This window comes from Alteromonas sp. KUL49, assembly GCF_006538345.1.
GTDB lineage: Bacteria > Pseudomonadota > Gammaproteobacteria > Enterobacterales > Alteromonadaceae > Alteromonas.
This window is the reverse complement of record NZ_BJKL01000012.1, coordinates 17,912-32,025: the sequence shown is the minus strand read 5'-3', so window position 1 is coordinate 32,025 and position 14,114 is coordinate 17,912. Positions and strand designations below refer to the sequence as shown.

11 protein-coding genes are annotated in these 14,114 nt (G+C 45.2%); 7 read left to right on the top strand and 4 right to left on the bottom strand.

Annotation, left to right across the window (positions count from 1 at the left end):
• Complete coding sequence (locus tag EYS00_RS17660; RefSeq protein WP_130639007.1) at window positions 1-981, top strand: Gfo/Idh/MocA family protein; 981 nt, start codon at window positions 1-3, stop codon at window positions 979-981.
• A gap of 107 nt (window positions 982-1,088) precedes the next feature.
• On the opposite strand, the gene EYS00_RS17655 is transcribed toward EYS00_RS17660, so the two are convergent.
• Window positions 1,089-1,814 carry a phytanoyl-CoA dioxygenase family protein gene (locus EYS00_RS17655; RefSeq protein WP_130639005.1) on the bottom strand — a complete coding sequence of 242 codons (726 nt, stop codon included), beginning with the start codon at window positions 1,812-1,814 and terminating at the stop codon, window positions 1,089-1,091.
• A 282-nt stretch (window positions 1,815-2,096) separates the two neighbouring features.
• Between EYS00_RS17655 and EYS00_RS17650 the strand changes: the two genes are divergently transcribed.
• The 6 genes from EYS00_RS17650 (at window position 2,097) to EYS00_RS17625 (ending at window position 10,327) form a co-directional block, all read left to right on the top strand.
• On the top strand, window positions 2,097-5,108 hold the full coding sequence (locus EYS00_RS17650) for a TonB-dependent receptor (RefSeq protein ID WP_130639003.1): 3,012 nt from the start codon (window positions 2,097-2,099) through the stop codon (window positions 5,106-5,108).
• Window positions 5,109-5,191: 83 nt separating this feature from the next.
• Window positions 5,192-5,911, top strand: a complete 720-nt coding sequence (locus EYS00_RS17645) for a SapC family protein (RefSeq protein ID WP_130639001.1) — start codon at window positions 5,192-5,194, stop codon at window positions 5,909-5,911.
• 12 nt (window positions 5,912-5,923) lie between these two features.
• Window positions 5,924-6,925 (top strand): cupin-like domain-containing protein, encoded by a 1,002-nt coding sequence (locus tag EYS00_RS17640; protein ID WP_130638999.1) that lies wholly within the window; start codon window positions 5,924-5,926, stop codon window positions 6,923-6,925.
• Between the two features lie 3 nt (window positions 6,926-6,928).
• Window positions 6,929-8,410 (top strand): tryptophan halogenase family protein, encoded by a 1,482-nt coding sequence (locus EYS00_RS17635; protein ID WP_130638997.1) that lies wholly within the window; start codon window positions 6,929-6,931, stop codon window positions 8,408-8,410.
• 33 nt (window positions 8,411-8,443) lie between these two features.
• A complete protein-coding gene (locus EYS00_RS17630; RefSeq protein WP_130638995.1) occupies window positions 8,444-9,460 on the top strand; it encodes a LacI family DNA-binding transcriptional regulator in 1,017 nt (338 codons plus the stop codon).
• Between the two features lie 168 nt (window positions 9,461-9,628).
• Entirely contained in the window at window positions 9,629-10,327 is a 699-nt protein-coding gene (locus EYS00_RS17625; RefSeq protein WP_130638993.1) for a hypothetical protein, read from the top strand.
• Between the two features lie 23 nt (window positions 10,328-10,350).
• Here EYS00_RS17625 and EYS00_RS17620 read toward each other — a convergent pair whose 3' ends face one another.
• Genes EYS00_RS17620 through EYS00_RS17610 form a run of 3 tightly spaced genes read right to left on the bottom strand, consistent with a single transcriptional unit; the run spans window position 10,351 to window position 13,967 of the window.
• Window positions 10,351-11,427: a family 43 glycosylhydrolase gene (locus EYS00_RS17620; RefSeq protein WP_130638991.1), complete on the bottom strand. Its 1,077-nt coding sequence runs from the start codon at window positions 11,425-11,427 to the stop codon at window positions 10,351-10,353.
• Window positions 11,424-12,383: a sugar kinase gene (locus EYS00_RS17615; protein WP_130638989.1), complete on the bottom strand. Its 960-nt coding sequence runs from the start codon at window positions 12,381-12,383 to the stop codon at window positions 11,424-11,426. Before EYS00_RS17615 ends, EYS00_RS17620 begins: the two co-directional genes overlap by 4 nt.
• Before the next feature lie 12 nt (window positions 12,384-12,395).
• The gene (locus EYS00_RS17610) at window positions 12,396-13,967 is read right to left on the bottom strand and encodes an MFS transporter (RefSeq protein ID WP_130638987.1); all 1,572 of its coding nucleotides are present in this window, start codon (window positions 13,965-13,967) and stop codon (window positions 12,396-12,398) included.
• Window positions 13,968-14,114: the final 147 nt, after the last annotated feature.

Here is a 14,114-nt window from a genome sequence, read left to right as displayed (position 1 = left end):
ATGAATAATAGAACCGTTCGCTGGGGTATTGTTACCACAGGTCGAATAACCCATACCTTCATTAAAGATATTGCTCTAGTAAATAATGCTGAAGTGGTTGCTGTTGCCGCGCGCAGTGGAGCCAATGCAAAAATATTTGCTGAAACCTACGGCATTCCCAATGCTTATGAAGGCTATGACAAGCTATTCAGTGACCCAAATGTAGATGCTGTTTACATTGCATCACCACACACTTTGCATATTCAACAAGCGGTGTCTGCACTGCAGGCAGGTAAGCATGTCTTATGTGAGAAGCCAGTGACCACATCGGTGAACGATCTGAATTTATTGATCTCCATCGCCAAACAAAATAACTGCTTTTTTATGGAAGCCATGTGGACGTATTTCCTGCCCGCAATTCAACGAGCGCAACGCTGGGTTGAAGAAGGTAGAATAGGAAAGCTCTTACACGTGCGTGCAGACTTTGGTTACCCCATAGAATACGACCCAAATAGACGCGAATACGACTATGAGCTGGCAGGTGGTTGCTTGTATGAAATGGGAATTTACCCTATCGCACTCAACTATCTATTTCACAAAGCGTTTATACAGCCAACCATCACCAAATACAGCCGCGCCCCCAATGGTGCAGAAGATGACGTTGTTTGGCATATTGATTATGGCGACAGTCATGCGTCGCTACACACCTCATTCAAAGCTAAACTTCCCAATGTTGCACATATTATTGGCACTGAAGGCCATATTGTTATTGACGAGTTTTTCCGCACAAAACAAGCAACACTCTTTGTACTCGATGATGAGGTCGACAGTTTTACTGACAATAGATTGGGATCGGGATTCGAGTTCCAAATCGCTCACGCGTGTGATTGTATTTCGCGAGGTATAACTCAATCTGATGTAGTCACTTTTGACGCATCTCTGCACTGCCAACGCATGATCAGTGCACTGCGATCTCCGGACTCGCAATCTCAAAACATTTGAATGGTATTTGAATCAAGTATGTAAAAAGCTCGTAGGTACGCAGCAGGACGCAATACCTACGAGCGGCCACCACGGGGACTACGTTGTGGCATAAACGGCTAATTTGATTAGATGTAGCTCTCGAGCACTTCAGATGTTGAAAACTGATAACGCATGTTTCGATAGACGCAGATATCAGTAATGTCATCAGGCACGTTCTTGGGTGCTGCGCGGAAGTTGGTTGACACTCGATTTCCTGATTTCACTTCTCCAATACGGTGCCAGCAGTGTCCGTGGAGTAAAACAAGCGTCCCAGCTTTGGGAACCAATACTACCTGATCGTCAAAATCTTCGAATAATGGACCCGTTGTAAGTGGGCCTTGCTTGTGTGTGCCGGGTCTAACATACACCTCGCCACCCAGCTCTGGCGTGACATCCATGGTATAAACCAATCTATTCAAATTAAATTGGGTTGGGTCTTCGGGAGGGCAATCTTGATGCCATGCTTGGCCGTTGGTTCCCGCTTTGGAAAACATCACCATACAGTATTGTTCATCCCAACCTTCGCCTAAGATTGCTAAAGACAGTGCTTGCAATAGTGAATTGTTGGATATGACATCAAACTCTGTATTACCCTCGCGCTGAGGAAACCAAGGTATAACTTCTGTCTTCGAGCGCGAGATAAAGTTATCGTCATGTAAAAATGTTGGCGACTCGCCAAAGTGGTTTTCAATTTCACTTTGACAGGTTTGCATCACATTTTGAGAGAAAAAGTGTGGAATGCATAAATAACCTTGTTCCCAAAACTGCTTTGCTAGCCCTTGAATTGCAGCATTTGTGTACTCTTTTGACATGATACTTCCCAGGTGGATGTGCGACAGAACATGCTTACACTCTAATCCACAAATACTGGAATTTGTGGTCTCATCTGAATATTCATAATAGGCACAGGAAAATATCATAACGTTAATAAATTGCTAACAAGCCTCTAGCATTGATATTTTGTTAGCGTTAACATTGCATTTACAGATTACGGATAATTTCCTAATTGAATAACGCTCAGTTAACAAGTGGGACACACCGTCATAAACAACAATCTCGTTTTGTCTTATTACGCAAACACGGAGAAAATTAAAATGAAAACGCATTATCGCTTCAAGCCAAAAATGTTAGCGCTAACAATCGCCTCGGTAATTGGTGGGCACAGTTATGCACAAGAAGCAGAAACACCACCATCGGATGATATGGTTGAGGTCATCGAAGTTTCTGGTATTCGCGGCAGTTTAGTTAAGTCAATGGACGTTAAACGTTCATCCAGTGGTGTTGTAGACGCAATATCAGCAGAAGATATCGGTAAATTTCCAGACACCAACCTAGCGGAGTCACTACAACGTATTACTGGTGTTTCAATTGACCGTCAAAATAATGAGGGTTCTCGTGTAACCGTTCGTGGTTGGGGTCCGGAATTCAACCTTATCACTCTTAACGGTCGTCAAATGCCGTCGGCCAACTTGAATGAAACCTCGGCCAACAATTCTCGTTCTTTCGACTTTGCCAACCTAGCCGCAGAATCTGTGGCCGGTATTGAAGTTTATAAAACAGGTAAAGCTAACGTTACCACTGGTGGTATTGGTGCAACTATAAACATCCTCTCGCACAAGCCACTCAGCAACCCAGGACTATTAGCAAACGTTGGTATCAAGGGAATTATGGACGATACCCGTATCGGCGACGATATTACCCCTGAAATCTCTGGTATCTACAGCAACACTTTTGCTGACGATACTATCGGTATTTCAGTCGTCGCCAGTCGCTCAACTCGTGACAACTACCAACCTTCTGCACAAGTCTCATCTGGATGGAATTCAAGTTTTGTTACCGGTCAGATAAATGATGGTCTTGGCGATGAAATCTATGACGCGGGCACGGGTACAGTTATCATGGGCGCGCCACAAAACTTCATGTACCGCTTTGAAGACTTTAGCCGCACACGTACCAACGCACAGTTAACGCTTCAGTATGCCCCAACCGATACCTTCACTGCGACACTTGACTACACCATGGCTAAGTTTGAGCAAGAAGTCGGTCGTCAAGAGCTTTCGGCATGGTTTGGTAGCGGCAACTACGGCGGTACTACCTTTGGTCAAGTAGATGCAAACGGTGTTGTGTCACCACTGGTACTTACAAACAAAGACTGTTGTGATTACGGATTTGGTGTAGGTTACTGGGAAAACACCAACGAGACTGACTCTATTGGTTTAAACCTCGAATGGGTAGTTACTGACAACTTGTCACTCGAGTTTGATGCACATAACTCTACAGCTGAAGCAAGCCCAGACACCCATTTGGGAAGTAACAACATCATAACCGCAGGTATTTTCCGTCGTGGTGGTGACAACATTACTACCGTTGATTTTGGTCAAAACATTCCTGTGTTCTCGGGTACAGTTAACAACAATGGAAACACCACCATTGACCCCGGCTCTATTATTGGTTCGGGTACCAGCTTCCGTAACGGCTATATGGAAACAGAAATTGAACAGTACCAGCTAACTGGTGAGTACGTTTTTGATGACGGTATTATTGCGAGTATTGATTTTGGTGTAGCTCACCAAACCATGAATAACCGCACCGCATACAGCTTGAACGAAGCCGGAAACTGGGGTGGTATTGGTTACACCGGTGAAACTACAGGTGGCGGTTGGAACGCGCCAGATGGTGATGGCGACAACAACTTTAGCGACGATGCATTTACCGTTGCAGATCTTACCGACATTCCAGGTCCAGCTAACATAGGTATCGACGGTCAAATGGTATGGGTGGATTTTAATCAGTTTAACTCAGACTATGCGAACCTTTACCTGAATAATCCAGGCCTTCCAAACAACGTATTTACTGGCTGTACTCCTGGTACGCTCTGTGCGAATCCAGAATATTCAGTTGATTTACGCTTAGAAGAAGAACAGCTCGCTTTTTTTGTACAAGCCAACTTAGAATTTGATCTTGGTGATATGCCAGCTCGCATGAACATTGGTTTACGTCACGAATCAACAGATGTCACAGCGAATTCGTTATTGCCTAACTTCACGTCAGTGGTGTGGGGTTCACCTAACGAACTTCAATTGTCACAAGACGGCGGGATATTCCAAGTAGGTGAAGGTGACTACGACGAACTACTTCCAAATATTGACTTTCAATTAGACGTAACCGACGACGTTGTTGTACGTGCCTCTTACAGCAAAACCTTAGCACGACCCAATTACGACGACTTGCAAGCAGGTGGTTCGCCGGCGGGTAGCCAAGCACGCGCATTTGAGTTCACGTCTGCGTCTGGTGGTGATCCTACACTATTGCCTTTCGTGTCTGACAATATCGACTTGTCGCTCGAGTACTACTACGACGAGGGTAGTTACGCGTCAATCGGCTACTACACCAAGGATGTTGAGAACTTTGTTGGAACAAGTGTTACGACTCAGGTTATTTATCCTGACTTAGTTAACCCAGCCTCTGGTGCACGTCTAGCTGAAGCACAAGCAGCTGTGGTTGACCCAACGAACGCTGCACAAGAAATCCGCAACTACTATATTGCGCAGGGTTGGTTGGATGCAAATGGTAACGTAGTTGACCCTTCAGCGGGTGGCTACGATCCGCTAACGTACCGAGTTACAGTGCCTGTGAACGCTGAAGACTTTAGCATTGATGGGTTCGAGATTGCATTGCAGCATATGTTTGGTGACACAGGCTTTGGCATCATGGCTAACTACACCACAGTAGATGGCGATGGAGAGTATGACAATACTAAGATCAACCAAGATCAATTTGTTATCCCAGGCTTAAGTGACTCTGCCAACTTTGTTGCTTTTTATGAAAAAGATGGCTTCCAAGCAAGAATTGCCTACAACTGGCGTGATGAGTTCTTAAGCTCAACGACTGGTGGAAACAACCAGCAAGAACCAGCCTACACAGAAGCTTATGGACAGCTGGACGTAAACGTAAGCTATGAAGTCAACGAAAACTTAACCATAGCGCTAGAAGGTATCAATATCACTGAAGAAGATCGCCGTGTTCGCGCACGTGGTGAAGATATGATTATCTATGCCGCAGAACAAAGTGCACGCTACGCGATTAGTGCAAGATACAAGTTCTAACGCTTTGTAACAAACGGGGCATGACCGCCAGTGTGGTCGTGCCCTTCTAAGCATAAGAGAAAGCAAAAGAGGACACGCAGTTTATGTCTAACCATGCAATACTCAACAATGTTGAGCACAATACGCTCACGGTTGCCGACCAACGTCTTGCCGAGCATGACAACGACCACATGTGCGCCGCACTCACACTTAGTGAGTTGCGTGCAGCCGTTCAAGACTACCCTATACTCTTCTATCGTTCACCGAATGAATCATCGCCAGAACCCATGGCAATATTTGGTTTTGAGAGGAACGAAAATTTGTTTATCAGTGAATCTGGTTGGTCTAATCATTTTATTCCCGCCATCATTGCTAAAGGGCCTTTTAAAATTGGTCATCAGCAGGACAGTTCGGGAGAGATGAATCAAGTTGTCTCTGTAGATATGGAGGACCCAAGACTGAATACAATAGAAGGTTTACCACTGTTTTTGCCCCACGGCGGTCACAGTGATTATCTAGTACACATTTTAGATAACTTACATCGTTTGGCCACTGAGCGCCCAGACACACTCGCTTTTGGAAAAGCCCTGCTTGATGCCGAATTACTTGAGAGCATAAACATAGAATTCAACTTTAATACCGAGGAAAGTACACGATTAACGGGGTTTATGACGATTAACGAAGAGAAACTTAACAACCTTAGTGGTGATGCACTCGAATCTTTAGCGAAAAAAGGTTACTTGCAAGCTGCTTATTTTTGTATTGCCGCGATGTCAAACTTAGGCCCACTTATTCAACGAAAACAGCAAAAGGAATCTAAGTAAAGAAGCGCTGTAATGAACGCCTGTGAGGAAATAACTCATCCAAAAGCCAATACGCTGGAGATATTGGCAAAGAATAATGACACGCCAGTAGTTATTAGGAATGCTGTGTCTGACTGGCCGTCCGTTATTGCGGCAAAGCAATCAACAGAAAGTATTCAGGCGCTTCTTCTCGCCTATAGCGCTGATCATCCCGTGCTCACCTACCAAACACCTCCCAGCGAAAAAGGACGTATTTTTTATCAAAAAGACTTTGAAGGAATGAATTTCACTCGTGAAATGCACTCACTCGTGGAGGTATTTAAGCGATTAAACAACATAGCTGACGCTCGGTCTGGCGATGGAATATACATGGGTTCAACGAATCTAGAGCGTCATTTTCCCGAGTTTAAGCAAAGTAACTCTATGAATTTTGGTATTCCACCATCGGGCGTTTCAGCCAACCTTTGGCTCGGGAACCAAACTCAAGTTGCGGCTCATTTTGATTACCCGAATAACTTTGCTTGTTGTGTAGCGGGTGAGCGCACGTTTAGGTTGTTTCCTCCTGATCAGCTCTCAAATTTGTATGTGGGTCCACTATCTCCTACACCCGGCGGGCCAGCGGTTAGCTTGGTTGACGGTAAACAACCGAATTATCAAGCCTTCCCTAAATATCAAAACGCACTGAGGCATAGCTACACAACAACGCTTGCCCCCGGAGATGTCTTGTTTATTCCGAGCATGTGGTGGCATGAAGTGAATGCATTGTCGTCGTTCAACGTGCTTGTTAACTATTGGTGGAAACCAACACCTAACCATATTCCCTCTCCTCAGGTTGCACTAGATGCAGCCTTGTTGACCTTGAGGGACTTACCAAAAGCACAAAAAAATGCGTGGAAAACCCTGTTCGAGTACTACATTTTTAGTGATGAATCCTTCGACCACATCCCAGACAAACTAAAAGGTGCACTTGGCGGCATAGATGAAAAGCAAGCTATGCAACTGCGCACAAAACTACTTAATGCATTAAATAGGTAGACTATGACAAATCAAAGCAAAATTAATAATGTGGTTATCTTAGGTGGAGGTACAGCCGGCTGGATGACAGCAGCAGCACTGTCTAAATCGTTAAGTCACCTGAATATCACGCTGGTAGAATCAGATCGTATCGGCACTATCGGTGTGGGCGAAGCAACAATCCCTACGATGCAGTTTTTCAATAACCTTCTTGGAATACCCCAACACGAGTTTCTCAAGCAAACTCAGGGGAGTTACAAACTTGGTATTCAATTCGAAAATTGGCGAAAACTTGATCACGACTATTTTCATGCGTTTGGTAGCACCGGAAAAGGGCTATGGGCTGCTGGATTCCATGATTTTTGGCGCAAAGGTGTCAACAATAACGCCTGTCGAGACTACTCAAAATACAATATAGAAGCGGTTGCCGCCAAAGCCGGTAAGTTCGGTCGACTGCAAACGCCCTTAAACCATGCTTATCATCTCGACGCAGGACTATACGCCAAAATGCTACGTTCCCTATCTGAAAAGCAAGGGGTTAAACGTGTAGAGGGAGAAGTCGAGTACGTTCGCCAAGATTCTGAAAGCGGTTATATTACCGGTCTCACATTAAAAGACGGTAGCAAGCTTGATGGTGATCTGTTTGTCGACTGCTCTGGCTTTAAAGGTTTGCTCATTAATGAAACAATGAAGGTACCTTTTAATGATTGGTCTCACTGGCTTCCCAACGACAGAGCCATTGCTGTACAAACTCGCTCAGATAAACCACCCGCGCCCTATACCCGTTCTATTGCCCATCACGCTGGGTGGCAATGGCGTATTCCGCTGCAACACAGAATGGGCAACGGTATTGTATATGCCAGCGAGTATATGTCTGATGACGAGGCTGAGGCACTACTCCTATCTTCAGTAGAAGGCGAGGTGCTAACAACTCCCCGCCCGATTAAATTTAAAACCGGTTATCGCCAAGAGTTATGGCACAAGAACTGTGTCGCTATCGGGCTATCTGGAGGCTTTATCGAGCCTCTAGAATCAACGGCAATCCATCTCATTCAGCAAGGCATCTTACGCCTCATCAAACTCTTTCCTGAGCATGGCATCGACGCGTTGGAAGTTGCTGAATACAACCTGTCTGCAACCCTTGATTACGAGCAAATCAAAGATTTCATTGTGCTGCACTACAAAGTCACGGAAAGAGATGACTCACCCTACTGGCAGTTCTGTAAAAATATGGACATACCGGAGTCGCTTGAAAAGCGTCTGAATCTATTCAAAAAAACGGGCCGCTTTATTCAGCGCCAAGAAGAACTTTTTGTAGATTCGTGGTTGCAGGTTATGATTGGGCAAGGTCTAGTGCCTGACAGATACCACAGAATCGTTGACGAAATGACCGATCAGCAGCTTGAGCAATTTCTCGACAAGATTGCTTCGAGCTTGGAACAACAAGTGGCGACATTACCGAGCCATGCGGAGTATTTAAAACGGTATTGTTCTGCCAGCATGTAGTTAAACGGATTTACACCGAGAGGTAGCAGAACATTGAAAACTAAAGTCACTATTGCTGATGTCGCAAGCAAAGCAAATGTATCGCTGATGACCGTCTCACGGGTCATCAATGGCGCGAATACCGTTAGCGCGCACACAAAACAAAAAGTGATGGATGCCATGGACGCGTTGGGCTACAAACCCAACGTTGCAGCTCGGCAATTATCTTCGGGAAAGCGCGGCTTAATCGGTGTATTTTGTTTTGCGTCTACATCTTCATTTGTGTCACAGTTTCTGTATGGATGTATTAAAAATACCACGTCACTAGGCGCTTATATTACCGTAGAAGAATTCAATACTGACTGCTCACTAAAAGACCAGCTCACCTCTTTTTCCGAGCGGGTTGAGGGGATGATTATTCTCCCGCCTATGTCAGATACCGAATCCCTTGAAGACTGGATAACACATCTAGAAGTCCCAGTTGCACTGATTGGTACGTCAAAAGATTTAAGTCGGTCAAAACCCGATTGCTTGTCCATTCATATCAATGACGTTGCTGCCAGTGAAGCCTGTGTGAGTTATCTCATTGAACAAGGCCACTCAGCGATTGGTATGATAACAGGTGATAGATCACAATCGGTATCCAATGCGCGGGTACAAGGTTACAAGCAGGCGCTCGAAAAAAACGGGCTGACCTTAGATGAAGACGCTATTCAAAATGGTGACTTCACCTATCGTTCAGCACTCACCGCAGCAGAAAAACTCATTACTCAGGGCAATAAACCTACTGCGATTTTCGCCAGTAACGACGACATGGCAGCAGCCGTTATAGCGACAGCCGCCAAACACGAGCTAAGAGTGCCTCAAGATCTATCAATCCTTGGTTTTGATGACGTTAACACAGCAACGTTAGTGTGGCCTCAGTTAACTACCGTTCGCCAGCCGCTTCATGATATGGCTGAGATCGCACTCAAGTTTGTTACTGCAGGTGAAACGGGCGGTGTTAAAACACTCCCCTTTCAGGTCATTCACCGAGACTCGGTGGGGCCTGGGCCGAAGTTAAACACCTAAGCGGTATAGTACCGACTGTTAACTATCGCTCTTTTTGTGTATGTTTTAACCGTACTGAATAAAAACAAACTCTTTGTCCCATTACTGCACTTTGTCGTCGGTTGTTTACCTAGATATTTAGCTGTGAGTGCCCTATGGCTCAATCTATCGATATGGAAAACAACGACAATGAAATCATACAACTCGGTAATAATACTTCGTAATACAGTTCTGTTAGTGTGCCTTTCGTTTACCAGTCTTTCCCATGCAGCAGTGGTGACCACCTACCTCAGTGAGTCTCTTTATTTAAATGCACTTACAGGTACCAAATATTCTGTTGATATGGAACTAAGTATTGGAAATGTTCTAGACACCCAATATTCCGGCTTTGACTTCGACAGTTTTAATTCAGGCACACCGACAATCACAGGTTTTAATAGTGTTAGCGGCTCTCGGGGTTTAAATGTAGCATCGAACGGTCAGACTGGATTTGGTGGGGGTGGCTTTTCGGTTTCATTTGCACCATCAACAGCATTCGGGATCCAGTTAGGCGGATTACACTTCACAGGAAATATTCTCACAATACTCAATGGTTCAAACGTTCTAGCGACATTCGACCTAGTCAATGACGCCACTGGAGCAAACCCCACAGGTTTTGACTTCTTCGGCTTTACCTCGAGTCAATCCTTCACCCAAGTAAGTGTCTCCATTGGTGCAAGCGACTATGTCTTCTTTGATGATATACAAATCGGCACTGCTATCGGCACAGCCCTGCCTACCAGCTCAGTAAACGCGCCACCAATGATTGTTTTATTAGTAATGAGTATTCTGGTTGTAGGTTTGAATCTATACAGAGACACCCGACCATCTAGAGGTCGGGTATCATAGGTTTCGTCTGTATTCTGCTTGCATTAGCCCGCAGTGTTTTGGAAGGTACCCGCATCTAGGATTTGCTTTCGGGTTGTGAAGCGACAAATGTAATTCCAGTTCCATGAGCTATCGTACTTATGACATAACCCCCATGTGAGTCCTGGCGGTGGGGTATCTGCAATATCATCACGAAACAGGCCTATGGCTTCAGGGGCACCTTTTATGTGTGCTTTTATTGCAAAGTTTTCGCCATCATCGGCAAACTGAATTGTATTTTTTTCGGGGCCATCTGTGGTGAGTAGCGTGGCGATACCGCCCTTATAATTCCACACTACCACCTCGTGGCCACTGTTTGAAATTGGATTGAGTTCCGATTTCACATAAGGGCCTAAGGGGTTATCAGCCACAGCTACACCGTGCTTGATTTCTCGCCCGCCGATGTTCATGCCCTCGCCCATGGTTTCACCTTTGTAATACAGATAAAACTTATCATTAAATACCAGCAAACACGGATCGTGGACTTTGTGACTGTCGAAGCTACCTTTGCTTTTTACATTAAATCGACTGTCTTCGTCACCATCCCACTCGCCGTCTTTTTCAGGTGACAAAATGGGTGCATCAGATTGTGTCCATGGTCCAAATGGGCTGTCAGCTACAGCAATCGCAACTTCTTCGTACTGACGATTGGTATAAGGGGTTTGAACCGTTTGATATACCAGATAAAACTTACCATCGTGAGCCAATACCTCGGGCGTAAATACGGCGCGATCATCAAAGCGTCCGGCTTCTCCAGGTACCACAGCAGGCCCTTGCTCTTTCCAAGTTTCACCATCTTCCGACGTTGCATGCCAAACCTGAGTGAGATCCCAAGGGAACACTTTATCGTTGGGGTTTGTAGAGCCGAAGCCTACGGTTTCACCCTCACCGCGGGTATACCAACAATGGTACAAACCATCGACTTTTAGTACTGATGACGGATCACGACGAATTATGCCTTCTTCAAAGGCAAAATCGCCTTTGAGTGGCGTAACATCAAATTCTATTAACCAATCAGGGCCATGCTTGTCGTACTCTCTTTCTAAGGCACGAAGCGAAGCTAAGCTGAGCTTCTTATTCATACTAACTCCTGTAGTGAAGAAGAGGGATGCGCTTGAGCCAGCGCAGAGAAAAGGGAAGAATCAATGATAGCGCCGCGATGCTGCACCACTAACCCCGCAGCCGCATTGGCGGCATCAACACTGGTTGCAATGGGTAACCCTTGAAGTCGACACGCCAAATAAACACCAGCAAAAGAATCACCAGCAGCGGTGGTATCCACTTGTACAGGTGCCGGTGTAAATGCTTGATGATGACACTGTTTACCATCTTGGTAGCAATACATGCCTTGCACCCCTGCTTTGATTACAAATTCTGCACACTTCACCCGATGCAAAAATGAAGCGATATCTGCAGTGGTTTCATGACCAAATACCGCTTTGTGATCGTCAATACCCGGCAAACCAATATCGGCTAATTCATACGCTTTTTCATACCATTGGGCCGCATGAGCACTACCGTTCCACATTACGCTACGGTAGTTGGGATCAAAAGCGATAATAGCGCCGCCAGCTTTTTGTTCCTTAATCATGTCTAGTAGTGCAACTTTGTCTTCATCAGACAAAATACCTAAACCAATGCCACTAAAAAACACCATATCCATTTGACGCAGTTGGGTGTTAGCGGCCCGGTGAAGCATCATCATCGATGTGGCAGCAGATTGATCACGCCAATAATCGAACTGGCGCTCACCGTGCTCATCATTAACGATACTGTAAAGCCCCAAATTGCGAGTTTTACTGAATGCGAGAGCTTCAGTACTTATGCCATGTTGCTCAAAGGTTTTGAGCAAGCGGTTACTAAAATTATCGTAACCAACCGCCGAATAGAAAATACCATCGATAGCATCTGACCATCGTAACGCATAAACCAAAGCGTTGTAGGTATCTCCAGCAAAAGACAAGGCTAATGTGTCTTCGTTAGTACCTGAAAGCTCTACCATGCACTCGCCAATAGCGAGCAAAGATTTTTTGTTCATTACAGCGTCCTTTTAAGCCGGTCTTTTTTCGGCGAAAAACGCCTCTATTTCTTCGATACTTTTGTTCTTTGTTTCAGGCATGAGACGGTAAAGGATCACAAAGCCAATCACACCGCAAATGGTATAGAACAGGAAGATATCTGCCGCGCCCATATTATTGAGCTGCCATGGGAAAAACTGTTGAACTAGGTAGCTTACAATACTAGCAATGAGTGCGAATGCTGGGATGGCAATACCGCGAACACTCGTGGGGAAGATCTCGGAAAACAACACCCACATCACCGGACCGATAGAGAAATGGAATGCAGCAATAAAGCTAGAAATACCCACAAGTACCAAGGTAGCATTCATGGACGTTGCAGCTTGGAGCAACACACTTTCAAACTCTCTCGCAGCTTCTGCACCTATGGATTGTTGCAAGGCTTGCTTGAAGGCAATATCAGACTCATAAACCACATCTTGCAGTGCAATAAGCTCGGGATTGTTCACACTGGCTGATAGTTGTGCAATGGCGTCAGCGTTTAACATGTAGGTAGCGTTTTCAAAACCAATGTAACACGCCAACAAGCTGAGTGCCGCCCATGCGAGCCCCCAAACAATAAGAGGACGACGCCCTAGTCTATCAATGAGCGCAATGGCCAATGCAGTGAAAACGGTACTCACCAAACCAACAACAACGGCTTGGAAAAACGCAGCATCAGATCCTATACCCACCTGCTCAAACACCGTTGGCGCGTAGAACATGATCGCGTTGATCCCGGTAATTTGCTGCACAATAGCAATAGTTACCCCGATGATTGCTGCAGTGCGAACCGGACCTGAAATCAATACGCCTAACGCATCTTTTATCGAACTTGCCTTACCACCCTCTTTAATCAAGCTCTGTTTGATGCCATCAATCTCTGATTGAGCTTGCTCACTTGGCATAAATTGATGAATAACGCGAAGAGCTTCTTCCTCTCTACCTTGCATGACTAACCAACGTGGACTTCGAGGAATCCTAAACAGAAGCGCAAACCAGACTATCGCGGGAACAATCTCAACCGCAAGCATCCATCGCCAAGTTGCAGTGTCTAATGAAATAGCACTCACCCAACTCGCGTCAGATTGGCTTAATTGCACGATGCCATAGTTGGCAAAGTACGCTGAGGAAAGACCTACAACGATGTTAATTTGAATCATGGAAACTAATTTGCCACGTAAATTCGGTGGCGCAATTTCACCGATGTACATTGCGGCAACAGACAGCGAAGTGAAAGCCAGGCCACCAATAAAACGTGCGGCAACAAGGGTTTCGAAGGAGTTAGCAACTACTGAGAAAATAGCAGAGAAAATATACAGGAATGAGATAACTATCAGTGTGAGCCTACGGCCGTATTTGTTGCAAATTTGCCCTGTGACTAACAAGGCAAATAGAACACCAAACCCGGGAGCACTGACCACGGCCCCAACTTCGAGATCACTTAGACCAAATTCTAAGGTGATAAATTTTACGGTTCCTGAAATGAGCGCAGCATCAAGCCCAAATATAAATCCACCGAGGGCTACAATAATTGCACTAGCAATAATTTGTCGGGTGTTCATTGGCAATCTTCTTTAAGGTTGTTAATCTAGTGTAAGTCGCGTTGACATACTGATAACTCCGATACTACCCCAAACACCCATTATTGTTAACAATTAAATGTAATCTAATTTGACTTTTTTCACTCTTTATCGAATTGATTGATTAGC